The sequence below is a fragment of the Sandarakinorhabdus sp. genome, assembly GCF_051860625.1.
Lineage (GTDB): Bacteria > Pseudomonadota > Alphaproteobacteria > Sphingomonadales > Sphingomonadaceae > Sandarakinorhabdus.
In genome coordinates, this window is record NZ_JBHYDQ010000016.1 from 1 (window position 1) to 23,945 (window position 23,945).

Annotated in this window: 22 protein-coding genes; 13 read left to right on the top strand and 9 right to left on the bottom strand. The window is 64.7% G+C overall.

The genetic code is table 11. The features are described 5' to 3' along the window. From ACTIEZ_RS13570 to ACTIEZ_RS13590, 5 genes are all read left to right on the top strand, one after another. Positions 1-967: MBG domain-containing protein (locus ACTIEZ_RS13570; RefSeq protein WP_439547220.1), on the top strand; the 967-nt coding region annotated here is incomplete at its 5' end. 271 nt (positions 968-1,238) lie between these two features. Beyond that, positions 1,239-2,618 (top strand): amidase, encoded by a 1,380-nt coding sequence (locus ACTIEZ_RS13575; protein WP_439547221.1) that lies wholly within the window; start codon positions 1,239-1,241, stop codon positions 2,616-2,618. Next, entirely contained in the window at positions 2,588-3,892 is a 1,305-nt protein-coding gene (locus tag ACTIEZ_RS13580; protein ID WP_439547222.1) for a D-arabinono-1,4-lactone oxidase, read from the top strand. The genes ACTIEZ_RS13575 and ACTIEZ_RS13580 overlap by 31 nt, the downstream gene beginning before the upstream one ends. Positions 3,893-4,220: 328 nt before the next feature. After that, a complete protein-coding gene (locus ACTIEZ_RS13585; protein ID WP_439547223.1) occupies positions 4,221-5,477 on the top strand; it encodes a M24 family metallopeptidase in 1,257 nt (418 codons plus the stop codon). After that, complete coding sequence (locus tag ACTIEZ_RS13590; RefSeq protein WP_439547224.1) at positions 5,474-6,838, top strand: M24 family metallopeptidase; 1,365 nt, start codon at positions 5,474-5,476, stop codon at positions 6,836-6,838. Before ACTIEZ_RS13585 ends, ACTIEZ_RS13590 begins: the two co-directional genes overlap by 4 nt. A gap of 43 nt (positions 6,839-6,881) precedes the next feature. Here ACTIEZ_RS13590 and ACTIEZ_RS13595 read toward each other — a convergent pair whose 3' ends face one another. The 3 genes from ACTIEZ_RS13595 to ACTIEZ_RS13605 all read right to left on the bottom strand — a co-directional run bounded on the left by ACTIEZ_RS13595 (position 6,882) and on the right by ACTIEZ_RS13605 (position 9,776). Then, positions 6,882-8,588, bottom strand: a complete 1,707-nt coding sequence (locus ACTIEZ_RS13595; protein WP_439547225.1) for a hypothetical protein — start codon at positions 8,586-8,588, stop codon at positions 6,882-6,884. 80 nt (positions 8,589-8,668) lie between these two features. After that, on the bottom strand, positions 8,669-9,139 hold the full coding sequence (locus ACTIEZ_RS13600; RefSeq protein ID WP_439547226.1) for a TspO/MBR family protein: 471 nt from the start codon (positions 9,137-9,139) through the stop codon (positions 8,669-8,671). 148 nt (positions 9,140-9,287) lie between these two features. Further along, positions 9,288-9,776, bottom strand: coding sequence for a thiol-disulfide oxidoreductase DCC family protein (locus tag ACTIEZ_RS13605; protein WP_439547227.1), 489 nt, complete (start codon positions 9,774-9,776; stop codon positions 9,288-9,290). Positions 9,777-9,881: 105 nt separating this feature from the next. Here ACTIEZ_RS13605 and ACTIEZ_RS13610 point away from each other — a divergent pair, with 105 nt between their 5' ends. Together ACTIEZ_RS13610 and ACTIEZ_RS13615 are read left to right on the top strand one after the other, a co-directional pair. Then, positions 9,882-10,751: a PEPxxWA-CTERM sorting domain-containing protein gene (locus ACTIEZ_RS13610; protein WP_439547228.1), complete on the top strand. Its 870-nt coding sequence runs from the start codon at positions 9,882-9,884 to the stop codon at positions 10,749-10,751. Between the two features lie 249 nt (positions 10,752-11,000). Further along, positions 11,001-11,795: a PEPxxWA-CTERM sorting domain-containing protein gene (locus ACTIEZ_RS13615; protein ID WP_439547229.1), complete on the top strand. Its 795-nt coding sequence runs from the start codon at positions 11,001-11,003 to the stop codon at positions 11,793-11,795. Between the two features lie 101 nt (positions 11,796-11,896). Here the strand turns inward: ACTIEZ_RS13615 and ACTIEZ_RS13620 are convergent, their stop codons facing one another. The 4 genes from ACTIEZ_RS13620 to ACTIEZ_RS13635 form a co-directional block, all read right to left on the bottom strand. After that, positions 11,897-13,063: a glycosyltransferase gene (locus ACTIEZ_RS13620; protein ID WP_439547230.1), complete on the bottom strand. Its 1,167-nt coding sequence runs from the start codon at positions 13,061-13,063 to the stop codon at positions 11,897-11,899. Positions 13,064-13,147: 84 nt separating this feature from the next. Continuing rightward, positions 13,148-13,693 carry a DUF2141 domain-containing protein gene (locus ACTIEZ_RS13625; RefSeq protein ID WP_439547293.1) on the bottom strand — a complete coding sequence of 182 codons (546 nt, stop codon included), beginning with the start codon at positions 13,691-13,693 and terminating at the stop codon, positions 13,148-13,150. A gap of 5 nt (positions 13,694-13,698) precedes the next feature. Beyond that, the gene (locus tag ACTIEZ_RS13630; RefSeq protein WP_439547231.1) at positions 13,699-14,622 is read right to left on the bottom strand and encodes a hypothetical protein; all 924 of its coding nucleotides are present in this window, start codon (positions 14,620-14,622) and stop codon (positions 13,699-13,701) included. A 120-nt stretch (positions 14,623-14,742) separates the two neighbouring features. Further along, positions 14,743-15,474, bottom strand: a complete 732-nt coding sequence (locus ACTIEZ_RS13635) for a 3'(2'),5'-bisphosphate nucleotidase CysQ (protein ID WP_439547232.1) — start codon at positions 15,472-15,474, stop codon at positions 14,743-14,745. Positions 15,475-15,613: 139 nt separating this feature from the next. Between ACTIEZ_RS13635 and ACTIEZ_RS13640 the strand changes: the two genes are divergently transcribed. From ACTIEZ_RS13640 to ACTIEZ_RS13655, 4 genes are read left to right on the top strand one after another with little or no spacing between them, the layout of a single operon-like run. Continuing rightward, entirely contained in the window at positions 15,614-16,930 is a 1,317-nt protein-coding gene (locus ACTIEZ_RS13640) for a spinster family MFS transporter (RefSeq protein ID WP_439547233.1), read from the top strand. Then, a complete protein-coding gene (locus ACTIEZ_RS13645; RefSeq protein ID WP_439547234.1) occupies positions 16,905-17,810 on the top strand; it encodes a haloalkane dehalogenase in 906 nt (301 codons plus the stop codon). The genes ACTIEZ_RS13640 and ACTIEZ_RS13645 overlap by 26 nt, the downstream gene beginning before the upstream one ends. 4 nt (positions 17,811-17,814) lie before the next feature. Further along, positions 17,815-18,225 (top strand): DUF1330 domain-containing protein, encoded by a 411-nt coding sequence (locus ACTIEZ_RS13650; RefSeq protein WP_439547235.1) that lies wholly within the window; start codon positions 17,815-17,817, stop codon positions 18,223-18,225. Beyond that, entirely contained in the window at positions 18,222-18,878 is a 657-nt protein-coding gene (locus tag ACTIEZ_RS13655) for a 2-hydroxychromene-2-carboxylate isomerase (protein ID WP_439547236.1), read from the top strand. Before ACTIEZ_RS13650 ends, ACTIEZ_RS13655 begins: the two co-directional genes overlap by 4 nt. Here the strand turns inward: ACTIEZ_RS13655 and ACTIEZ_RS13660 are convergent. After that, positions 18,869-20,596, bottom strand: coding sequence for an arylsulfatase (locus tag ACTIEZ_RS13660; RefSeq protein ID WP_439547237.1), 1,728 nt, complete (start codon positions 20,594-20,596; stop codon positions 18,869-18,871). The genes ACTIEZ_RS13655 and ACTIEZ_RS13660 overlap by 10 nt on opposite strands. Beyond that, positions 20,586-21,632, bottom strand: a complete 1,047-nt coding sequence (locus tag ACTIEZ_RS13665; protein WP_439547238.1) for an MBL fold metallo-hydrolase — start codon at positions 21,630-21,632, stop codon at positions 20,586-20,588. Before ACTIEZ_RS13665 ends, ACTIEZ_RS13660 begins: the two co-directional genes overlap by 11 nt. A 237-nt stretch (positions 21,633-21,869) precedes the next feature. On the opposite strand from ACTIEZ_RS13665, the gene ACTIEZ_RS13670 reads away from it, so the two are divergent. Together ACTIEZ_RS13670 and ACTIEZ_RS13675 are read left to right on the top strand one after the other, a co-directional pair. Beyond that, a complete protein-coding gene (locus tag ACTIEZ_RS13670) occupies positions 21,870-22,250 on the top strand; it encodes a hypothetical protein (protein WP_439547239.1) in 381 nt (126 codons plus the stop codon). After that, entirely contained in the window at positions 22,247-23,929 is a 1,683-nt protein-coding gene (locus ACTIEZ_RS13675; protein ID WP_439547240.1) for a sulfatase-like hydrolase/transferase, read from the top strand. The genes ACTIEZ_RS13670 and ACTIEZ_RS13675 overlap by 4 nt, the downstream gene beginning before the upstream one ends. Positions 23,930-23,945 lie beyond the last annotated feature (16 nt).

Below are 23,945 nucleotides of genomic sequence, written 5' to 3' on the forward strand. Positions count from 1 at the left end.
GACACTGACGCTGGCCAGCAGCGACTATGCAGCGGGCAGCGGCACCTTGCTGTCCAACTATGTCTTGCCGGTCAGCGTGAGCGCCGCCATCGGCACGATTACTCCACTCACCCTCGTCTATACCGCCGCTCCGGCAACACGGTCCGCGGGTCAGGCCAACCCGGTGTTTCAGGGCAGCGTGAGCGGCTTCATTACTGGCGAAACCCTGGCCAGCTCCACGACCGGCGCGCTGGTTTTTGATACCACCGCCAACGACAACAGCCTCGCCGGCACCTATCCGATCAACGGAAGCGGGCTGAGCGCGATCAATTATGTGTTTGTCCAGGCTCCGGGCAACGCCACCGCGCTCACCATAACGGCCAACGTGGTCGGCACGATAACCGGCACCATAAGCTCGGTCACGACCAGCGTAACGTCGGCTGTCGTGACCCCGCCCCCCGCGCCGCCGCCCCCCGCGCCGCCGCCCCCCGCGCCGCCGCCGCCTGCGCCGGCCTCCAGCGAATCGGCAGCTGCGCCTGCGCCCGCCAGCGAATCATCAGCTGCGCCTGCGCCTGCCAGCGAATCAGCCCCCGCACCGGCCTCGGGTCCTGCGCCCGCCTCGCCCGCGCCGGCACCAGTGGCAGCGGCACCCAGCGCGCAGGCGCCGGTCGACGCTGCCCCGGCCCCTGCGCCAGCGCCGCTGGCTGATGCCACGCCGCCCGCCGTCGTGGCCGTCGCCGCGCCGTCAGTGGAGCCCACTCCGCCGTCGCCAGTGGCCGCCGAACCGGATCCGGTGGCCCCCGATGCCGAAGATGCCGGCGATCCGGTGCTGCAACTGGCCGAAGAGCGTCCGGCCAGCCGCACCAACCCAGCCGCGCCTCAGGCGGTGCAGATTGCGCCGCAGATCATGCTGGAAACCAGAAGCCCGACACCGCCGCCGGTCGTGGACGCATTATCCTTTTCGATGTTCGTCACGATCGGTGATTGATCTTGCAGGACACATGGGGAACGGAAGTACGGATTTTGGTGACTGGCCCGCCGCGGGCAGTCACGCTGCTGCTGGAAGGCATCTGTGCTGAATAAGAGCGGGGTCCAGTTTCGATGCCGACCCACATTCGTCCACCCAAAGGTGGCCGCACCGCGTGGGCTATGGGCATTACGCGCGGATCGTGGCAGATTGAGACAAAGCATATGCCAGGTTCGAGTGACGCATGAATTGTGCCGACTATGCCGCCCATGACGGCCTTGCCCTGGCCGGCTTGATCCGCACGCGCGCGGTCTCGCCGCTTGAGGTCGTCAATGCCGCGATCGAGCGCATCGAAGCGCTCAACCCCGCGATAAATGCCGTCGTCCACCATGCATTCGATTGGGCGCGCGCCGCCGCGTCTGCGCCGCTGCAGGACGCGCTGTTTGCTGGGGTGCCGTTTCTCGTCAAGGACCTCGGCATCGGCGTCGCGGGCTGGCCGCGCACCAGCGGCAGCCGCTTCTGCAAGGATGTTGTCGACACGGCCGATACTGGGCTGACGCGGCGTTACCGCGACGCTGGCGTCGTGCTCCTCGGGCGCGCGGCATCTTCGGAGTTCGGCATCGTCGGCAATACGGAAACGTCGCTGTACGGCCCGACGCGCAATCCGTGGAACCCGGACTATATCGCCGGCGGATCGTCGGGCGGGTCGGCGGCGGCAGTCGCTGCGGGCCTGGTGCCGCTTGCCCATGCCTCGGACGGGCTTGGCTCGATCCGCATTCCCGCCGCCTGTTGCGGGTTGGTGGGCATGAAGCCGACGCGTGATCGCGTGCCCAACCTTCCCGATGGCTTCGACTATGCGATGGGCTTCGTCGCCGATCATGTCGTCAGCCGGACGGTGCGCGACAGCGCGGCGATGCTCGACGCGACGGGCATCCCGGAGCCCGGCTCGCCCTATGCGATCCCTGCCAAGGCCGGCCTCTACGCCGATGAGGTCGGGCGATCGCCGGGCCGGCTGCGCATTGCCTGGTCCCCCGAAACCGCGTCGGGCAAGCCGATCGACCCTCAGGTGCAGGCCGCGCTCGAAGCCACCGCTGCGACGCTGTCGGCGCTCGGTCATGAGGTGCGCGAGGAGGGTCTCGGCATCGATTATCGCCGGCTCTACAAGGTGCGCGGCGCGGTATCGGGGGCGAATTTTGCTGCCGGCATGGCGCGGACCATCGCCGAGGTCGGGCGCGAACCGCGCGAGGACGAGTTCGAGCCGCTGACCTGGGCCGCATGGCAGATGGCGCGCAGCGTGACCGGCGAACAGGCGTTCTGGGCGCTGCAGGAGTTGCGTCAACTGGCGCGCGGCATCTGTGCTCGCTTCGAGGCGTTCGACGTCTATCTCTGCCCGGTGATGACCGCGCCGGCGCCGCGGATCGGCTTCAGCGACCCGGCGACTGTGGCGCCTGCCGACATCAACCGCGCACAAGGCGTGCTCTACCCCTATACCGCGATGTTCAATTTCACCGGCCAGCCTTCGATTTCGCTGCCGCTCGCGCAGTCCAGAGACGGCCTGCCGATCGGCATGATGTTGACCGCGCGCTACGCCGACGAGGCGACGCTGTTCCGTCTCGCCGGCCAGCTCGAAAAGGAAATGCCATGGGCGGCGCGGCGGCCACTTCTATGGTGACCGAATGGCGCAACTGGTCGGGCAGCGTCGTCGCCAGCCCCGGTCAAATCGCCAGCCCACGCGACGAGGCTGAACTTGCTGCCATCATCCGCGCAGCCGCGCAGGTCCGCGTTGTCGGTGCCGGCCACTCGTTCATGCCGCTGTGCGAAACCGGCGGCACCCTCATCAGCATGGCGGATTACCAGGGCGCACTCGAAATCGCGCCCGACCGCCGTACCGTGTGGGCGCCCGCGGGCTGGAGTCTCGACCGCCTTGGCGTCGCGCTCTGGGCCGAGGGCCTGTCGCTGATCAACCAGGGCGACATCGACCCGCAGTCGCTCGCTGGCGCGACCGCGACGGGCACCCACGGCACCGGCGCCGACCTCGGCAGTATTGCCACCCAGGCGTGCGGCTACCGCCTGATGCTGGCGGACGGCACGACCACGGAATGCGGGCCCGGCGATGAGCTGTTCGAAGCGCAGCGCCTGTCGCTCGGGCTGTTCGGCATCGCCACTGCAATCCGCATCCATGTCGTGCCCGCCTATTACCTCGAGGAACGTATCGAGCGGCGGCATTTCGATGCGGTCGCCGAGCGCATCGACGAACTCGGGGCCGCGACCCGCCACATGGAATTCTTTGTCTTCCCCTATTCGAACCAGGTCACCTTCAAGACCCTCCATCCCGTTCCCGCCGCCGACTTCGTCCCCGCCAAGGACGACGACAGCGTTTTCGGCCTGATCTGCGAACTGGGTGCCGCGGCGCCATCGATGATTCCGACGTTGCAGCGCACGATCATGCGGATGTCGGGCCGCGCGACCCGTCGCAGCGGTCCCGCGCATCGCATCTTTCCGTCCGAGCGCAGCATCCGCTTCGAGGAGATGGAGTATGAGTTGCCACGTGCCAACGGCATCCCGATCCTGCGCGAGGCGATCGCCCATATCCGCAAACACCGTCTGCCCATCGCCTTTCCGTTCGAGTTCCGCCTGACGGCCGCCGACGACATCTGGCTGAGCCCGTTCAACGCCGGACCCGCCGCTTCGCTGTCGTTCCACCAATATGCGGGCATGCCATGGCGCGCGCATTTTTCCGCTATCGAAGCGATCTTCCGCAGCGGGGGTGGGCGCCCGCACTGGGCCAAGCGCCACACCCTGACCACCGCCGACGTCCACCGGCTCTATCCGCGCGCCGCCGACTTTCTGCGCGTCCGCAAGCGCGTCGATCCGGCAGGCAAGTTCGTCAACGCGCACGTTGCCCAGTTGTTCGACATTCAGGTTGCGCACCCGCTCGCAACGTGACCGATGCCGAACGCAACGGCCTTGCAGGATGACCAGCCTCGGGGCTCAGCCAACCTTTTTGAAAGACTTGCCTTGGGGCTTCCCAAATTCATCCACGTTTTGAAGCTGGGATTCTCCGTCCGGTCCACGTCTGGCCGGGGCAGAATTGTCACCAGCTGGAAATTTGTGGCGCCAGCCTGAAGCCACGGACCGAAGCGCCGCCCCGAAAAATCGTTTTCGTCAATAATGGACAGGCTGGTCGGCTTTTGCTCAAGTCGTTCGACAAGCAACGCGTCTTCTGGAACAGCTTGCGCCGCGCGCTTTCACACCAGCCGTGAGGAGACCGTATATGACCCGCATCGATCGCCGCCAGTTGATCGCCTATGGTGCTGCCGGCGCTGCCCTCGTGGCGCTGCCCGGCCCCGCCAACGCCGGTATCGGCAGCATCCCCGCCACCACCCCCATCGCTGCCGCCGCGCCGATCACCGCTGCCGAGCGCGTTGCCCGCATGGCCAAGGTGCAATCGTTGATGCAGCAGGCCGGCATCGGCGCGCTCCTGGTCGAGGCCGGTTCGACGCTGCGCTATTTCACCGGGATCAACTGGTGGCGCAGCGAGCGGCTGACGGCGGCGCTGATCCCCGCCGAAGGGCCGTTGTGCGTTGTCACGCCCTTCTTCGAGGAACCGTCCATCCGCGAAATGCTGGCCGTGCCCGGTGATGTCCGCGTCTGGCAGGAAGATGAAAACCCGCACGCGCTGGTCGCCGGCTGGCTGCAGGACCGCAAGCTGGCGGCCCGCCCGGTCGCCATCGAGGAGACCGTCCGTCACTTCGCCATCGACGGCCTGCAGCGCGCGCTCCCCGGTGTCGCCATCCGGTCGGGCGCTGCGCTGGTCAATGCCTGCCGCATGGTGAAATCACCGGCCGAGATTGCACTGATGCAGCGGGCGTCGGACATCACCATCGCGGCCTATCGGGCCACGGCGTCCCGGATCGAAACGGGCATGTCCGGCCCCGATATCTTTGTGATCATGGCGACCGAAATCGCCCGTTTCGGTGGGCAGACCCCGTCAGGTGGTATCCAGCTCAACGAAGGCAGCGCGCTCCCGCACGGCTCCAAGGAACGTCAGCTGGTGCGCGAAGGCTCGGTCATCCTGATGGACTGCGGCTGCACGGTCGACGGCTATCATGCCGATATTTCCCGCACTCTCGTCCATGGCAGCGCGGATGCCAGCCAGCGCCGCCTGTTCGATCATGTGCGCCGCGGGCAGGACGCAGCCATGGCGGCCGCAAGGGTCGGCACGCCGGCGGGCCGCGTCGATGATGCCGTGCGCGCCGTCTATGAACCATTGGGCTATGGCCCGGGCTACAAGCTGCCCGGCCTGTCGCACCGCACCGGCCATGGCATCGGCATGGATGTCCACGAACCGGTCAATCTCGTGCATGGCGAGGCGACGCTGCTTGCCCCCGGCATGTGCTTCTCCAACGAGCCGGGGCTGTATGTGCCCGGCAGCTATGGCGTGCGCATCGAGGATTGTTTCTTCATGACCGAAACCGGCCCGCGCTGGTTTTCCACCCCACCCAAAAGCCTGGATGAGCCGTTCTCATGAGTCTCAAGCACTTGCTCGGCGCCGCCGCCCTCGTTGCCGCCCCCGCACAAGCATTGGCTGCAGAACTGCCGCCGGCCGATCAGGCCGAAGCCTCGATGCGCCCGGCGCTGCCCGAAATCTTGTCCTTGCGCGACCGGGCTGCCCTGCAGGATCGCTGGCTGCAGGAGCGTCTGGATACGGTGGTCCCGGCGCTGATGCGCGAACATGGCATCGACATGTGGGTGCTGATCGCGCGCGAGAATTTCGAAGACCCCGTGATGGCGACGATGCTGAACGCCACGTCGCTGCATGCCCGGCGGCGCACCGTGCTGATCTTCTTCGATCCCGGCGGCGGCAAGCCCGTGGAGCGGCTGGTGGTCAACAAGCATGGCATGGGGGATCTGTTCGCACCGGCCTGGGACATGGAGAAAGAGCCTGACCAGTGGCGCCGCATCGCCGCGATCATCGCCGAGCGGTCCCCGCGCCGCATCGCGCTGAATGTATCGGACGAACGCGCCTTTGCCGATGGCCTGACCCACAGCCAGCACGAGGCGCTGATGGCGGTGCTCACCCCGGCGCAGCGCGCCAGCGTGGTCTCCGCCTTCCCGCTGGCCATCGGTTGGCTGGAAACGCGCACCCCGGCCGAGATGGCGCATTATGGCGAGATCGTTCGCATCGCCCACGCCATCATCGGCGAAGGCTTCACTGCCGACGTCATCAAGCCCGGCACTACCAATGATGATCTGGTCTGGTGGTATCGCCAGCGCGTTTCCGATCTGGGGCTGGGATCATGGTTTCATCCATCGGTGGAAATCACCCGCCAGGGCGTGCCCGGCGTCATCCGCGAAACCGCCGAAGCGATCCGGCCCGGCGACATGCTGCGCGTCGATTTCGGCATCATCTATCTGGGATTGAACACCGATACCCAGCATGTCGCCTATGTGCTGCGGCCCGGCGAGCGCGATGCCCCGGCCGGGCTGAAGGCCGGGCTGCGTGCCAGCAACGCCGTGCAGGATGCGGTGACCAGCGAGATGCGCACCGGCGATACCGGCAATGCCATCCTGGCCCGCGCCCGCGCCAAGGCGATTGCGCAGGGCCTCAACCCCACCATCTATTCGCATCCCATCGGCTATCACGGCCATGGCGCCGGCAGCGCCATCGGCCTGTCGGAAAACCAGAGTTTCGTGCCGCATGGCGAATATCGGTTGCGCCCCAATATCGCCTGGTCGATCGAACTGAAGGCCACCCAGGCCGTGCCCGAATGGGGCGGCCAGATGGTCGATTTCAAGACCGAGGAGGACGCGTTCTTCGATGGCAGCCGCGTTTCCTACATCGATGGACGGCAAACGAAGTTCCATCTTGTCGGCGCCGATCCGCAATAGCCTGCGCATCAGCCGCCACCCGGAAACAGCCCCGGTGCGCGGTTCAAGGATAACGCCAGCTCGTCAGGTCGGCGCCCTTCGGTGCGGTCTTCTGCATCCGATCGAGAATTTTTGGCACATACATGCTGTTGTAGCGCAGCCTGGTGATCGAATTGGGCAGGGTCGGGTCGCCGTTCCAGCAATGCTCGGCGCGGTCGCCATAAGTCACCTCGCCCTGGTACGGCGGATCGGCCTTGGTCAGGAAATCCTCCATCAGATAGACGGCATTGTTGAGGTAGAAATTGTCCATATCGCCGACGTAGATATGGATCTTGCCTTGCAGCTTGGGTGCCAGCTTTGCCCAGTCGCGCTGCAGGATGTGGCGCAGATCATAATTCTCGCGCCAGTGCGCCGCCACCGCCTTGTCGATCACGCCCGTTGTCTTGTCCCAGATCGGCTTGGGGTAACCGTCATCGCCCATCGGGGAATAGACCGCATCCCAAATGTCCCACTGCCCGCCTGACCGCGATTTCGATCCGATCACCCGTTCGTAGCGATTCTCCATCTCGTTGGTCCAATTGGCATGGCCCAGATAGTTGCGGTTCACGAACCGCGGCACGCGCCCGAAATGCCCCTGTTTCCAAAAGGCGTTGTCGTCCGCATAGATATTGACCACCTTGGTTTGCCGGAAATCGATGCTGTCGGGGCAGGCGGCAAAGGCGCCGTTATATTCGTCGGGATAGAACAGCTGCACGGCCAGCGCCTCCCAGCCGCCGGTCGATCCGCCATAGGTGAAGCGCGCCCAGCCGGCGCCCAGCCCACGGAATTTCTTCTCCAGCGCCGGGATGAATTCCTGCTGGATGGCATCGCCATAGGGCCCGAGATTGGCCGAGTTCACCGCATAGCTGTCGTCGAAATAGGGATTGCTGTGGTCGATCTCCACAACCAGAAATCGCGGAAATTCGGGCGAAATCCACTTCTTGTAGAAATCATGCGCTTCCTGCTGCTCCACGCGGTTGTAGCAGGGATCGTTGAACCGCGCGTTCGGCTCGCACACCAGATCGGGATCGGGCGGCGTCGCCCTGATGCCGCTGAAGCCTTCCGGAAAATGGCCGTGGTTGATCATCACCGGATAGCGCGCTTCGGGGTGGGCATCGAAATCGCGGGGCACCAGCACATAGGCATTCAGAAACGTGTCGCGGCCCCAGAATTTCGAAAGGCTGGGGCTCCTGAAGCTGAAGCGCCGCACGAATTCGGTATCGGCGGGCGGCGTGATCTCGGGCAGCACCTTGTCGAGCAGCAGATCGATCGGCGTTGCGGCCGCCGGATCATAGTCGATCTGTCGGACCGCGCTGATGAGATTGCCCGGCTCCTTGCGCCAGTTCTGCCCCGCGCCGCGCGCTGCCGGCAGCTTCACCGTCTTGCCGTTGGCCAGTTTGAAATTGTCGTACTTGTGCAGGATCGCCTGCACGAAATAGCGGCCCTTGGGGATTTCGCCCATCGTTTCCAGCGGATAGCCGGTCACGCTGCCATCAATGCTGACCGACTGCCCGGCGCGCATCCCGTCAGCATCCACGCCGAATATCTGCGCCGATGTGTTGCTGCGGTTGGCCTGAAAGCGCGGTTCGCTGGCGCCATCCTTGGTCAGCACCACCAGCACGCGGCCGTCATAGGCGGCTTGCGGCTGGCCAGGCCCCAACGTCACCCGAAACGGCCCGGCCGCCGCCGACCCAGCCAGCGCCAGCGCAATCAAGACCCCATATTTCAACATTTTGCCGTTCCCCTTAGGATTAGGGGCATAATGCCTGGCACGGGCGGGGAGGCAAGGGTCTTGCCGCAATCATGCCGCGCTCAACGCGGGTTGAGATCGACCACCTTCCAGTTGAGCGACGCTGCAAATGCCACCCACGCCAGATAGGGCAGGATCAACAAGGCCGCCAGCTGGTCGATGGGCCACAGGCCGATCACCATTGCGAGCACCGAAGCCCAGAGGAACGGCACTTCGATCAGCGCCCAGTCGGGCCGCTGCAGCTTGAAGAACAACGGGCTCCAGGCCACGTGAAACACGCCGTTTACCCCGAACAGGATCAGCACGTCGCGCTGCTGCGCCGGGTCGCCAGCGTTCCAGGCGCGTAATGCCGCCCAGGCCGCAAGACCGAGGATGATCGTCCACCCCGGCCCGAATGCCCAGCCGGGCGGCTGCCATGCCGGCTTGCGCAATCGTGCATACCAGTCGGCGCGCGGCGTCATCAGCCCGCCAATCAGGCAGAGGCCCACCATCCAGGTGATGGCATAAACCAGTGGCAGGTTGAGTTCGGACACCGATGTGCCTCACTTTCAACCGCCACCATGCCGTATCCCGGCTCTGCCAGATAGGGTGGTCTTCACCCATAGGTATCTGATTTCCGGCGTTTTCCGTTTTGCCGGTACCGCGCCGGCATGGCGGCCGCGAATTGCACCGCTCGCGGTGTCAAAGCCCCTGTTCGCGAACGGCTTTCCTGCTCTGCCGGCGCCGGTGCCAGCGGTAGAGCGCCGGGGCAAACACATGATCATAGGCTGCGCTGGCCACATGGCTGATCCCCGGCAGCCCCACGATCTTCGCGAGCAAACGATAGCGCGGCATCTGCGACCACAACACCAGAAACGCGGGCACGCCCGACACCAGCACACCATCATGTTGCACGTACAGATTGCGCGCGGCGGTATCGGAATCGAGCCCCCACCGCTCCCGCGCATCCGTGTTGAGGTCATCAAAACGGATCGTCAGGCCCGCTTCGTCGACATAGCGCGCATAATGCCCGATTTCGACGTTACAGACCGGGCATTGCGAGTTGTAGAGAACCGCCGTCTCAGAATTTTTGGCCATGCACCGTGGATAGTGACAGACGGAAACTTCGCCATGGCGCACCTCGCCGCAGGGCAGAATGGTTCCGATTTCAGCCTGGTCAAGCGCCGCCACGCCGCGGTGGTCGAAGGCAAAAATGTCAAAAAATGTAACTCGTAATTTACACTTCTGAACGTTCAGACCATCGCAACGCAAATAAAATCAGCATGTTGCTAGATTTTGGCAACTGGCACGCCTTTTGCATTTGTAAAACGTGTCGACTCAGATTGTCTGGTCGGAATTTTGCCAAAGAGGCTTCTGATGAAAATCGCCAAGCTCATTCTCGCCGCTGCCGTCGCGGCTTCGGCCACCACCGCCATCCCGGCCTCGGCCGTTGAAGTCGTGTTCGCCAACATCACCGCCACCGGTGGTCAGAACTTCAATTTCCGCCGGGGCAACGTGAACACGGACACGGCCATCTTCCAGACGACGGCCACGGCCACGTCCAATACCGCCGGCGCCACCGACGTGCTGTTCTCGCTGAGCGGTAACACCGCGCCGTTGTTCCAGCAGGCAAAATTCCTGCTGCAGGGCACGACTGTGGGTGATGCCGCCGTCCTGAGCGCCGGCAACTTCCAGCAGCAGCTCGATCAGTTCACCTTCTCGATCCGCGCCAGCAATGCCTTCACCTATGGCGGCACCAATTTTGCTGCTAACGATATCTTGCTGTCGGGCAGCGTGCAGAACGCCAATCTGTCCGGCAACATCGGCGGCACCACTGGCGGGATCAACGCGTCGACCGCGGGCGGCGCCACCATCCTGTTCGACCCGACCCCGCTGCTGACCTTCGAACCGAGCTCGCAGTTCGGCCTCGCCTTCACGTTGAACAGTGTGCTGCCCACCTTCGGGGCCGCGCCTGGTTCGGCATTGAATTCGTTCCGCTCGCAGATGAGCGGCGCGTTCCAGTCGGATCCGGCGCCCGTGTTCGCTGATCCGACGCCACCGGTTGTTTCCAGCATTCCTGAACCGGGCACCTGGGCGATGATGATCGTCGGCATGGGCCTGGTTGGCTTTGCCCGCCGCCGCCGCAATATCGCGGTTGCTGCCTGAACCGCGGTTCACGCCCGACAGCCAAGGGGGGCCGGAACGCCGGCCCCCTTCCGCCGTGCCCGGCCGGCTGCAAGACGCCCGCCATTGTTGGTCTGTTGTAAACCATATCTTACACCCATGGCTCAGCCGTGAATCGCAAATCCCGGTTTTTCAATAGCTTGGGTACATCTACCCACTTGGCACACCCTTTGCATAATTGATTGCGACGGCCAGCAATGTTGGCCGACGAATTGCAGAGGGAGAACTCGAATGAATATCACCAAGCTCATCCTGGCCGCTGCGGTCGCCGCGTCTGCCACCACCGCCGTCCCGGCCTCGGCTGTCGAAGTCGTGTTCGCCAACGTGACCGCCACTGCCGGCCAGAATTTCCACTGGCGCCGCGGCAACGTGAATACCGACACCGCCATTTTCAACACCACTGCAACGCCGACCAGCAACATCGCGGGCGCAACGTCCGTGCTGTTCTCGTTGAGCGGCAACACCACGCCGCTGTTCACGCAGGCCACGCTTCTGCTCCAGGGTACCACCGTCAATTCGGCAGCGGTCGTTGGTGCCGGCAACACGTTCACCCAGAACGTTGATGAGTTCACCTTCACCATCCGTTCCGGCAGCGCTTTCAACTACGGTACCGTCTCGGTGGCGACCAACGATATCCTGCTGTCGGGTACGGTGGGCAACGCGATCATCACGGGGACCCTGGGTGGCACCTCGGGCGCGTTCAGCGCCTCGACGTTGGGTGGTTCGTCCATCATGTTCAACCCGACGCCGCTGTTGGCGTTCCAGCCCAACTCGGAATTCGGTCTGTCGTTCACCTTGAACAGCGTTGCGCCGGCCTTTGCAGTTGCCAACGCCTCTTCGGCGCTTTCCACCTTCCGGTCGCAGGGCAGCGGCGCTTTCCAGTCGAACCCGGAACCGATCTTCGGCAGCCCGCTGCCGCCGGCGCCCCCGGCCATCCCTGAGCCGGGCACCTGGGCGATGATGATTGTCGGTATGGGTCTGGTGGGCTTCGCTCGCCGCCGCCGCAGCGCCACGGTTGCTGCCTGAATTTCAGCCAAACGCTGAATATGGAAAAGGGCCGGGCAACCGGCCCTTTTCTTTTTTGGAAAACAACGCTCTACGTGAAGTAGGCCGCCCCCCAGCGTTGATCAGGCGGCGCGGCGGCTCGACAACACAGCGGCATAGCCTGCGAACAATTGCGCGAAATGCGCGTCGATCGTCCGCGCCGTCGGCGCCGCTGCCATTGCCGCCGATCGTAACGCCGGAATCTGCGGTATGGCTTGCGCCACCACGCCGGCCAGACTCGCGGCATCCAGCGATCGAAACGCCAAGCCAAGCCCAGGCGCCAACTGGTCATAAGCCGCACCTTCATCCGGCACGATCAACGGCAGGCCACTGGCGCGGGCTTCGGCGCAGGCAATGCCAAAGGTTTCGGCTGGCGCGCCGTGTACCATCATGTCGGCGCTGGCCAATATCCGCGCAAACTCCGCGCGGTCACGCACGGGGGCGATCAACTGGATATGCGGGTTTTCGCCCACGGCGCGCGCCACCGATGCCCGGGCATGGCCATCGCCCAGAATGATCAGGCCCAGCGGCCGGCCATAGCTGGCTGCGGTGACCCCGGCGATCACCATCGGCCATTGCTTTTCCGGGCTGTGGCGGCCGACGCCAATCAACAGGGTCGCCTCCGGCGGCAGGCTGCACTGCGCCAGCAATCGCGCGCGCAGCATCTCGTCGCGATTGGCGGGTGAAAACACCCCAGGGTCAACACCCAGCGCATTGTCGACAATCTTGGTGAGGCCGCCGTCGCGCAGCCGCTTGGACAGGCTGGGCGCCGCCGAAATCACCTGATCATAACGCGCATCGAGCCGCCGCAGATAGCGCCAGAACCAATCGAAACCGCGATCGATGGCATGGCGCGGCAGCAATCCATCCAGATAGCGATAAACCCAGGCCGACAGCGGCTCGGCATGCATGAACAGGCTGCGCGGCGCGGTGCCCGGCCATTCCGCCACCGCAGCAGCACTGCCCCACGGCGACGAACATTCGATGAAGTCCGGCTGCTCTTTGTCCAGCACGGCATGAATGATGCGATCATTGGCGAAATAGAAATAGTTGCGATCAAGCGGGAAGCGCGGGGAGCGCAGGCTGATCAGCCGCGCCCGTCCGACATGCCGCACAGCATCGTCCGCGCCTGGCACCACCACCGTCAGCCGCACACCATGTTGTTCCGCCACTTCCAGCTTGCGGTGGGTATAGGTGCGTATCCCGCCGCCATCGGGCGAATAAAGTGCCGAGATGTCAACAACATGCACGTGAAAAAGCCATGCCCCTGCTGCGGTGTGTATCGACCGTGTATCGCTTCTTCTGCTGCTGCCGCTGGCCGGTCAAGCCCGCAATCACTTCCCGTCGCGCAGCGGACCAAAGCTGAACAGCCCTTTGCGGTAGTTCATTCGAATGGTGATGTACGTCAGGCCGGCCGTGGTGACGAAACGCGTGACGGCCGCCTTGGGCTTGCCCAGCCCAAGCTTGGGATTGTTTGGAAAGCCGACACCGTCCGACGAAAGGCCGAATTTGCGATTGCTGTCCCGATCATGCAGCAAGGACAATGTGTAGGCGCCCGGCCCTGGCGTCCGGATGCACAATTGCACCACGCCCGATGTCGGCACGGCAATTTCCACCCGGCGGAACGTCTTGCCGGCGTTCACCAGGATATTGTCGTCCTCCAGGAAATCGTCGTCATTGTCCGGATACAGCTCGGCCCGCAGCAGGCCGACGCGATCCTTCAGGCCGGCCGCCGTGATGATCACCGCCGGGCCTTGCTCGTTCGGCCGGCACTGCCCTTCGGCCTTGCCCAGATTGGGACTGGATTCAACCTGGGCGGCAGCCGGGGAGGCCAGGGCAAGCAGCGGCGCTGCCAGCCACGCCGCGGCAATCACAGGCATCATCTTCATTTGCGGCGCCATCCCACCGCCTCGCCGCCGACCAGCAGCAGCCCGAGGCCCAGATGCGTGACCAGCAACAGGCTGGCCATCATGGTCATCAACGCACCCACTTCGGCATCATGGCCGATCATGAACACCGCCAGCCCGGCAAACACCACATCCTTGTTGGGCAGGAAGGGCAGCCGCGACAGCAGCATGCGCATGGCCGACAACAGCACCCACATCTGGGCTGATTCCGCCGGCAGGGCCAGGTGCCAGCACCAGCCGGTCAATACCAGGGTCGCGACCACGCGCACCGTCTGCACCACCGCCACATGCGACAGATCGCGGCCGGGAAGGCTGAACAGTTTCTTGCGGAAAAACAGGATGCTGCTGGAAATCACCAGCATCAGGGCGACGGATGCGAAGAAGGAACTGCTGTCGATGCCCAGGTGCAGCGTATCGAGCAGCGGATAGGCCAGCACCATCAGCACCAGCGTCACCGCGTTGGCCGCCATCGCCGACAGGATCGCGACGTCCTTCACCGCACCAAATGGTGCCGAGGTCATCGCGGTGCGCTGCCGCGCCCAAGTGTAGAAATAAAGATCGCCGACATAGCCGGTAATCAATTCGTTGCCGATCAGCTTGCGCAGCAGCGCCAGAAAGCCATCGGCCGGGATTTTCCACAGCCGGCGAAAGATGATGAAATCGCCGAGCGGCCCGGCAAAGTAGGACAGGGCAAAAACCAGCCAGAAGGCCGGCGCGCTTGGCACCACGGCGGCCACCCGCGCCAGATCGACCTGCGCCAACTGCATCAGCGCCGCCACCAGCACGGCCAGGGTGATGGCGGAGCCAAGCCACCACGTCCAGCCGCGCTCACTGCGCGGCAGGGCCGGTAGTTGATCGGGAACCAGGCTGGCAGGCGCTGCGCTGGCGTCACTTGGGTACATGTCTGGCGCCAAACTCGTTTGTCCTTCGCGGCCCCTAGGCCGCCAATATGGCAATTTCAGGACGAGCGCCAGCACGACACTCCCGCCAGTTACGTGACGCATCCACCGCCGGACGTGATGTCACGACAAACGCGCGACCGCCGCCAACAGTTCCGCCTGCACGTCGGGCAGGCACATCAGCACGTCGGGCGTGATCGGCCGCGCCTGGTTGAAGGCCAGGGGCCGGCCATCGAGATGACTGACCATCAGGCCGGCGGCCTGTGCGACAGCGGCCGGGGCGCCGCTGTCCCATTCATGCATGTCGCCCTGGTGCAGATAGACATCGGCCTCACCGCGCAGCACGGCCAATGTCTTCACGCCGGCACTGCCCATCGGCACCAGCACGGCGCCAGTTGCGGCGGCCAGTGCGCTGGCAATCGCTGCCGGACGGCTGCGGCTGACGGCGATGCGCAGCGGCTGCTGCGGTGGCGGCACGATTGGCGGATGCGCGGTGCAGAAACATTGCCCCAGCGCCGGTTGCGCCACCGCACCATCGGCAATGCGGCCATCGATGCTGAGCGCGACATGCACGGCCCAATCATCACGCCGTTCGGCATATTCGCGCGTGCCATCCAGCGGATCGACCAGCCACACCCGCCGCGCCGACAGCCGGCTGCGGTCATCGGCTTCCTCTTCAGACAGGATCGCATCATCGGGTCGCTCGCGGCGCAGCGCGGCCATCAACAGGGCATTGCTGGCGCGATCGCCGGCATCGCCGAGCGCCTTGCCATCGACCGGGCCGTTCTGGCGCAGCGCCATCAGCAATTGGCCGGCTTCGATCGCCAGGCGGCGGGCAAGTTCTGCATCGGTCATCATCTTGCCCTGCCATCGGGCTGGAAGGCCGGCAAGTCCTCGCCGGGACAGCCTATTATATGGAAGTGGGTTGCCAGCCGGCGACGCGGCGGGCAGGCTGCAAAAAATCGTACATCGGCCAGGCTTTTGGGGAGACAATATGGCTGCGTCGGGACCGGCTGTGGAGGTGAAGCCACGCTTGCTGCTGTGGACGCTGCTGGTCGTCTATATCTTCAATTTCATCGATCGCCAGATCGTTGCCATTCTCGCCGAACCGATTTCCCGCGATCTCGGCCTGTCCGACAGCCAATTGGGCCTGCTCACCGGCCTGGCGTTTGCCCTGTTCTACGCCACCTTGGGGGTGCCGATTGCCCGCATTGCCGACAATGGCCGCACCAACCGCAGCCGGCTGATTGCGGTGTGCGTGGCGGTGTGGTCGGCGATGACCGCGCTGTGCGGCCTGGCGCAGAATTTCTGGCAGTTGCTGATTGCCCGCATCGGCGTGGGCGTGGGCGAAGCCGGCTGCACGCCCACCGCCCATGCCCTGATCGCCGACAGCCTGCCGCCGGAAAAGCGCGCCGGCGGCATTGCCTTCTTTGGCCTTGGCATCCCGATCGGCGGCCTGATGGGCACGTTGATCGGCGGCGGCATGGCCGAACTGTTGGGCTGGCGCGCCGCGTTTTTCGTGGTCGGCCTGCCGGGCTTGCTGCTGGCGGTGTTCGTATGGTTTTTCCTGAAGGATCCACGATTTGTCGGCGCCGGGGGCCGCGCTGCGCCGGAAAATGCGCCGCCGCGCCTGTCGATGTGGTCCAGCCTGAAGGCACTGGCCGCTTCGCCGGCCTATTGCCTGGTTTTATCGGGCGCATCGATGGTGGCCTTCCTGTCCTATGGCAAGGGCGTGTGGGTGCTGGTGTATTTCCAGCGCAGCCACGGGTTGAGCGTGGGGGAGACGGCACTGTATGTCGGCGTGATCCTGGGGATTGCCGGCATCTTCGGCACCTGGCTCGGCGGGTGGGCGGCCGATCGTTTTGGCAAGCATGACAAGCGCCACATGCTCACCCTGCCGGCCTGGGCGATGGCGTTGGCAGCCCCCATCTTGTTTGCGGGCTATTGGGTGGATGATTGGCGGCTGGCGATTGCCTTGCTGGTGCTGCCCACCGTGGCCAATTCCGCCTATTACGGCCCGGCTTACGGCGCGGCGCAGGTGCTGGCCCGGCCGGATACGCGGGCGATGGCGGCGGCGTGGATGGTGTTTGCCCAAAATCTGATCGGGCTGGGGCTGGGGCCGCTGCTGTTCGGTGCGCTGTCGGACATGCTCAAGCCGGAATATGGTGCCGAATCGGTGCGGCATGTGCTGTATTTTGCGGCATGGGCCGGGCTGGTGCCGGCGCTGTTGTTCTGGCTGGGTGCGCGGGCGCTGGGTCGCGAGACGTCGGGGAAGGGACTGCCAGATGCAAGTGTTGCGCACGCCAAATGAGGCCTTTGCTGGCCTCACGGACTATCCGTTCGCGCCAAATTACGGTGATCTGACCGACCGCGCCACCGGCACGCCCCTGCGCCTGCATTATGTCGATGAAGGCCCGCGCGACGCCGCCCCCATCCTGCTGATGCATGGCGAGCCGAGCTGGAGTTATCTGTACCGCAAGTTTGTGCCGCCTTTGGTCGCCGCAGGCCACCGCGTGATCGCGCCCGATCTCATCGGCTTCGGCAAGTCCGACAAGCCGGCGGATCGCAATGATTACACCTTCGAACGGCATGTCGAATGGATGAGCGACTGGCTGACGGCGCTGGATTTGAAAGGCATCACCCTGTTCTGCCAGGATTGGGGCGGGCTGATCGGGCTGCGGCTGGTGGCGGCCTTTCCGGAACGCTTTGCGCGGCTGGTGATCGCCAACACCGGACTGCCGATCGGCACTGGCTGGTCGGAAGGCTTCCGGGCCTGGCTGGAATTCAGCCAGAAGGTCGAAACCTTCCCGGTCGGCTTCATCGTCAACGGCGGCACCACCCGCGACCTGACGCCCGAAGAAGTGGCGGCCTATGACGCGCCGTTCCCCGACGAGACATTCAAGGAAGGTGCCCGCCAGTTCCCCACCCTGGTACCCATCACCCCCGAACATGCCAGCGTGCCCGAAAACAAGGCGGCATGGGCGGTGTTGGAGCGGTTCGACAAGCCGGTGGTCACCTGTTTCTCCGACAAGGATGCCGTCACCCATGGCGGCGAGAAGATCTTCATCGACCGCGTGCCGGGCGCCAAGGGCCAGCCGCACACCATCGTGAAGGGCGGCGGGCATTTCCTGCAGGAAGACGCGCCCGAGGAATTGGTTGCCATCATCCTCGATCATATCAACAGGGGCTGATCCGATGCAGGTCATCAACGAAACCGCGCCGCGGCCCGAAGTGGTTGCCGCCTTCTTCAGCGATGCCGATCATGGCCCGATGGTCATGGTCAACCTGTTGAAGTTCAAGGACAAGGCCACCTACCCCGATGGCCGCGATCCCGAATTGTCCGGGCGCGATGCCTATAATCGTTATGGCGAGGCCGTCGTCGCCTGCCTGGCGGCCGTCGGCGGCCATGTCGTCTATCACGGCCCCGTCACCGGCATGCTGCTGGGGCAGGTGGACGAGCAATGGGATGCCGTGGCACTGGCCTGGTATCCCAGCCCGCAGGCGATGCTGCAGATGGTGGCGCTGCCCGAATATCAGGCCATCGAAATCCACCGCTACGCCGGCCTGGCCGGGCAGCTCAACATCCGCACGAAACCGCAAGCATGAGCCTGCAATTCGATCTGTTCTGGTCGTTCCGTTCGCCTTATTCCTATCTGCTGCTGCCGCGCATCGTCGATCTGGTGGCGACGCACGACGTCACCTGCAATGTCCGCATCGTTTATCCGATCGCGGTGCGGCAGGCGGATTTCTTCATCAAGGTCGATCCGCTGTGGGCCTTTTATCTGATGAAGGACACGTATCGCACCGCGGACTATCTTGGCATGCCCTATCGCTGGCCAATGCCCGACCCGGTGGTGATGGACCCGGCAACCCGCCTCTATCCGGCCGAACAGCCCTACATCCACCGCCTGTCGATGCTCGGCATCGCCGCGACCGAAGCGGGGCAGGGCCTGCCCTTCATCCGCGAAGTCTCCCACACCATCTGGTCCGGTACCGTCGATCATTGGCATGAAGGCGCGCACCTGGCTGAGGCCGCTGCCCGCGCCGGGCTTGATCTCGCCACGCTTGATGCCGCCATCGCGGCCGATCCCGATCACTACCGCGCCGCCATCGCCGCCAATCAGGACGCCCAGCGCGCGTCCGGCCATTATGGCGTGCCGTTGATGGCCTTGGATGGCGAGCCGTTTTTTGGCCAGGACCGCTTCGATCAACTGGTGTGGCGCCTGAAGCAAAAGGGCATGGCGCCGCGTCAGGCCTGACGCCAGCGTCGGCCAATCCACAGCCCCACCAGCAGCAGCCACAGCGACGCCAGTATCGGCGCCAGCCGCGGCCACAGCAGATCGTTCAGCGCATTGGCATGGATCTGCGCCGGTGCATCATAGCCGTCCGGCATCGGCAACACCTGGTTGGCATCGGCCCATTGCGCCCACGCGGCCTGCATCGCGGCAAAGCGCGCCGGATCGGCCGTCGCCAGATCGCGGGTCTCGCCGGGATCGGCCATGATATCATGCAGATGCCAGGCGCCGTCGCCATAGGGCGGCAGATTCTTCACCAATTTGTGGTTGCCCTGATACAGCACGGCATTGCCGGACAATTCATGGCCGATGGCTTCATCCGCCGGGTGGATCGTGGCGGCCGGATCGGTCAAGGCGGGCAACAGTGACTGCCCCTCCAGCGCATCGCGCTCTGCGACCGCAGCCAGATCGAGCAAGGTCGGCACCAGATCGACCGCATGCGCCGGCGCCGCCACCACGCTACCGCGCGCCTGGGCCATGGCGGGCGGCAGTGTGACGATGAACGGCACCCGCACCCCGCCCTCCCAGGTCGAGAATTTATAGCCTTTCAAGGGGCTGGCCACCGCGCTGGCCCAACTGGCACCGATATAGGTCAACGTGCCGGGCTGCCCCTGGCGGTCGGGTGTCATGTCGTACAACAGGCGCGTCATCGCTGTGGTGAATGGTGTCGCTTCGGGGTTGGTGGCTTCTGCGCCATTGTCGGAGACGAACACGAACAATGTGTTGTCATACTGGCCGCGGGCTTTCAGATGCGCAATCAGCCGGCCGACCTCGCGGTCCATCGCCGTAGCCATGCCGCCATAGACCGCCATGGTCCGCGCCCAGCGCGCTTTCTCGTCCGCTGGCAACGCCGCCCAATTGCGGGTGCTGTCCATGGTCCCACGCGGCGCGGGCGGCAGCACGCCGGCCTGGACCACGCCGGCTGCACGGCTGTCCCGCAACGCGCGCCAGCCGGCGCGATAGCGGTCGCGATATTGCGCGATATCGGCCTCGCTGGCCTGCACCGGGATATGATTGGCCAGAAAGCCCAGCGTGGCGAAGAACGGCTGGTCCTTCACGCCGTCGATCTGGGCAATCGCCTCATCGACGATCAGCGTGGACGAATAAAAGCGTCGCGGCAGCTTTGCCGTCTTGCCGTCCCGCGTCCAGTCGGCACGTTCATACAGCAGGCGGTTGGGCTTGTTCTCCCAATTGTCGGCCCCTGATTGCGACAGCGCCTGCGCATGATCCCAGCCACGCGCCGTCGGCAGGTCGCCGGCATCGTGCCCCAGATGCCATTTGCCGGCATAGAGCGTGGCATAGCCGGCCCGTTTCAGCCGCTGTGCCAACGTGGTGACGCCTGGCGCCAGCACCGCGTTGTAACCGGGCTTGCCCTGATGGTCCGGCGGAATGGTCTCCGGCATGTTGCCAAGCCCGGCGCGGTGATTGTTCACCCCGGTCAGCAGCATGGCGCGGGTGGGGGAGCAGCTTGCCGCGACATGAAAATTGGCAAAGCGCGTGCCCTGGCGGGCCAATGCATCGATATTGGGCGTGGCGATCTCGCTGCCATAGCTGCCGGGATCGGAAAAACCCCAATCATCGGCGATGATCAGCACGATGTTCGGTCTGGTCGGCGCCGCGGGTTGCGCGCTGACAGACAGTGCACTGGCTGCGAGCAGCAGGGCTGCCAGCTTAAAATGCATCGTCTTCGATCGTCTTGCTGCCGGCGGGCAGGTGCAGCAGCAGGCCATCATGGGCAATGCGGATCGGCCCGGCGAACCGCGTCGCCGCGTCGCCCAGAAATGCCGCATGCAGCAGGCGCGACGGCAGCGGCGGCGCAATGTGGGTCAGCACCAGCATGCCGACCTTGGCTTGTGCAGCGAGATCGGCCGCCTGTTCGGGCGTGGTGTGATAATTCAAAATGTCCCGCGTGATCTGTGCGGTGCGCGGCTGGCCGGCGCGCTCCAGCCCCCGCGTGATGTCAGCCACCAGCCGCGGTTGCAGCGCTTCGTGCACCAGCAGATCGGCGTTCTGGGCGGCCGCAGCCACCGCCGGGCTGGCCGATGTATCGCCGCTGATCACTACCACCCGGCCCTTGTACTGCAGCCGATAGCCGAACGCCGGCGCAATCGGCGCATGATCGACCGCGAAGGCCGTCACCACCAGGCCATCGCGGTTCCACACCACGCCGGGCGCCACGTCGCGTCCGGAAAACACGCCGCCGCCGGTGGGGGTGATCGCTTCGCCATGATGGCCGGTGCGATAGGTGGCATCGGCGGCCAGCATCTCATTAAAGCCTGCGGCCACGCGCGCGGTGCCGGCCGGGCCGATCAACGGCAGCGGGGTGCGCGCCGCACTGCCGGTCCAGCGCATCAGCAGGGCCGGGCCCAGCCCCTCGATATGATCGCTGTGCAGATGGCTGATCAGCACGCCGTCCAGCCCACCCAATGGCACGCCCCATCCGGCCAGCTTGCGCACGCCGCCATCGCCGGCATCGATCAACAGCAGATTGGTGCCTGCCTGCACCAGCAGACAGGATTCGGCGCGATCGGGATCGGGCAGCGGCGTGCCAGTGCCGCAGAAAATCAGGGTCAGGCCATCGGAATGCCCCGCCAGGCCGTCGCGCCCGGCACGCAGCCCGGCAATCTGGGCATAGGCCGCCTCACCAAGCGGCGCGCGTTGCCACCACAGGCCTGCCGCCAGCGCGATTATCGCGATCAAGAACCCCCAGCGCCGCATGACCGCAACCTAGGCGGCAGACTGTTCAGAGGCAATGGCGCGCCTCTGTCCTACAGCGAAAGATGGCGCTATGCTGCTTTTGCCGATGGCACATGTGCTTGTGTCAGGTGGCAGCGGGGACGCGCTGAGATATGATCTTTGGCGCACAAAACGCGCAAAAGCCGAACCTTACTAACCTTGTAAACTACAATTTCGGGCATCTGCCCGGGGCGCAGAAAATAATTCGGGGGGACGAGCATGCTGGGGATTTTGCGGGTGGCGGTGGGGGCAATCGCCCTGTTCAATATCGCCATCGGGCTGGGCTTTCTGTTCAACCCGGCTGGCGCGGCGGCGAATTTCTTCCTGATCCCCGATGGCGGGCAGGGCATGGCGACGCTGCGGGCGGATTTTCCGGGGTTCTTCATCACCGGCGGCACGTTCGCGATGATCGGCGCCCTGCAAAAGGATAGCCGCGCGCTGCTGGTGCCGATGCTGCTGCTGGCCATTGCGCTGACCGGGCGCTGCGTGTCGCTGGTGGCGGATGGCATGGGGCCCGATGCGATCCCGCCGATGGTGGCCGAAGCGGTGATGATCAGCGTGCTGGCATTTGCCCGTCAGGCAATGGGGGCCGGCAAATGAAGCGTGGGCTCAAGATCCTGCTCGGCAGTGTCGCGCTGGTTGGTGCCGGGCTCTACTTGTCGGCGGATTATATCAAGCTCAACATCAACCACTGGCTGAGCACGCCGACCGAACCGAACCGGCCGGTGGTGTGGCAAGCGGGCCCGGCAGAGGCTGCTGCTGAACAGCGCCCGCCGAACATCGTGCTGATCGTCGCCGATGATCTGGGCTTCAATGATGTGACCATTACCGGTGAAGGGGTGGGCGGCACGGCGACGCCCAATATCGATGCCATCGGCCACGAAGGCGTGGTGTTTTCGGAAGGCTATGCCGGCAACGCCACCTGCGCGCCGAGCCGCGCCGCGCTGCTCACCGGGCGTTATGCCACCCGCTTTGGCTATGAATTCACGCCCACCGACGTGAAACTGCCAGGCTGGTTCCCGACCAGCCTGTTCCGCCCCGATGCCATGTTCGCCCGCAACATCGCCGAACAGAAAACCGACTGGGCGGTGAAGGCCGTGTTCGATGAAGAGGCGGCAGCCAATCTGCCACCGCCGGGCAACAAGGGCATGCCGGCCAGTGAAATCACCATTGCCGAAATCTTGCGCACCCGCGGCTATCACAATATCCATTTGGGCAAATGGCATCTGGGCGAGGCGGCGGGCATGCGGCCCGAAGATCAGGGCTTTGACGAAAGCCTGGGTTTCATCATCGGCGGCCAGATGTTCCTGCCGGAAAATGATCCCAACGTGGTCAATTCGAAACAGGATTTCGATCCGATCGACCGCTTCCTGTGGGCCAATCTGCCATTTTCAGTGCAGTATAATGGCGGGCCACGCTTTGCGCCCGACAAGTACATGACCGACTATCTCACCGATCAGGCGCTGTCGGCGATCCGAACCAACCGCAACCGGCCGTTCTTCATGTATCTGGCCTATAACGCGCCGCACACGCCGTTGCAGGCGCTGAAAAGCGATTATGATGCGCTGTCGAACATCAAGGATCATCGCCGCCGGGTCTATGCCGCGATGGTGCGCGCCGTGGACCGCGGGGTCGGCAAACTGATGGCCGAGCTGAAAGCCCAGGGCCTGGATGACAACACGCTGGTGATCTTCACGTCCGACAATGGCGGCGCCCATTATGTCGGCCTGCCCGAACTCAACCGGCCCTATCGCGGCTGGAAAGCCACTTATTATGAAGGCGGCACCCATGTGCCGTTCCTGATGCGATGGCCGGCGCGCATCCCGGCGGGCAGCACCTATGCCAATCCGGTCAGCCAGTTCGATATCTATTCCACCGCCGCCGCCGCCGCCGGGGCATCGGCGCCCACGGATCGTGTTGTGGATGGCGTCGATCTGGCGCCGTTCGTGACGGGCGAAGCACCAGGGGTGCCGCACCGCACCTTGTTCTGGCGATCGGGCGGTTATCGGGTCGTGCTGCACGATGGCTGGAAACTGCACAGCCTCGGCCAGCAGCGCGAAATCCGGCTGTACAATCTGGCCACTGATCCGACCGAACGCACCAACCTCGCCGCGCAACAGCCGGCGCGCGTGGCCGAACTGCAGGCGATGCTGGTGGCGCATGATCGCCAGCAGATGCCGCCGGCCTGGCCCAGCCTGATCCGGTCGCCGATCCCGATCGATCGGCCGCTGGGGGTGAAATCGTCACCGCGCGATGACTATATATATTGGTGGAACTGACGGTTGCAGTGAAACT

Coding starts and splice junctions, on each gene's coding strand:
- ACTIEZ_RS13650 (WP_439547235.1), top strand. CDS start 17,815: ATGCAGGTCATCAACGAAACCGCGCCGCGGCCCGAAGTGGTTGCCGCC.
- ACTIEZ_RS13665 (WP_439547238.1), bottom strand. CDS start 21,632: ATGCGGCGCTGGGGGTTCTTGATCGCGATAATCGCGCTGGCGGCAGGC.
- ACTIEZ_RS13645 (WP_439547234.1), top strand. CDS start 16,905: ATGCAAGTGTTGCGCACGCCAAATGAGGCCTTTGCTGGCCTCACGGAC.
- ACTIEZ_RS13670 (WP_439547239.1), top strand. CDS start 21,870: ATGCTGGGGATTTTGCGGGTGGCGGTGGGGGCAATCGCCCTGTTCAAT.
- ACTIEZ_RS13660 (WP_439547237.1), bottom strand. CDS start 20,596: ATGCATTTTAAGCTGGCAGCCCTGCTGCTCGCAGCCAGTGCACTGTCT.
- ACTIEZ_RS13615 (WP_439547229.1), top strand. CDS start 11,001: ATGAATATCACCAAGCTCATCCTGGCCGCTGCGGTCGCCGCGTCTGCC.
- ACTIEZ_RS13595 (WP_439547225.1), bottom strand. CDS start 8,588: ATGTTGAAATATGGGGTCTTGATTGCGCTGGCGCTGGCTGGGTCGGCG.
- ACTIEZ_RS13640 (WP_439547233.1), top strand. CDS start 15,614: ATGGCTGCGTCGGGACCGGCTGTGGAGGTGAAGCCACGCTTGCTGCTG.
- ACTIEZ_RS13655 (WP_439547236.1), top strand. CDS start 18,222: ATGAGCCTGCAATTCGATCTGTTCTGGTCGTTCCGTTCGCCTTATTCC.
- ACTIEZ_RS13585 (WP_439547223.1), top strand. CDS start 4,221: ATGACCCGCATCGATCGCCGCCAGTTGATCGCCTATGGTGCTGCCGGC.
- ACTIEZ_RS13635 (WP_439547232.1), bottom strand. CDS start 15,474: ATGACCGATGCAGAACTTGCCCGCCGCCTGGCGATCGAAGCCGGCCAA.
- ACTIEZ_RS13630 (WP_439547231.1), bottom strand. CDS start 14,622: ATGTACCCAAGTGACGCCAGCGCAGCGCCTGCCAGCCTGGTTCCCGAT.
- ACTIEZ_RS13625 (WP_439547293.1), bottom strand. CDS start 13,693: ATGCCTGTGATTGCCGCGGCGTGGCTGGCAGCGCCGCTGCTTGCCCTG.
- ACTIEZ_RS13675 (WP_439547240.1), top strand. CDS start 22,247: ATGAAGCGTGGGCTCAAGATCCTGCTCGGCAGTGTCGCGCTGGTTGGT.
- ACTIEZ_RS13580 (WP_439547222.1), top strand. CDS start 2,588: ATGGGCGGCGCGGCGGCCACTTCTATGGTGACCGAATGGCGCAACTGG.
- ACTIEZ_RS13590 (WP_439547224.1), top strand. CDS start 5,474: ATGAGTCTCAAGCACTTGCTCGGCGCCGCCGCCCTCGTTGCCGCCCCC.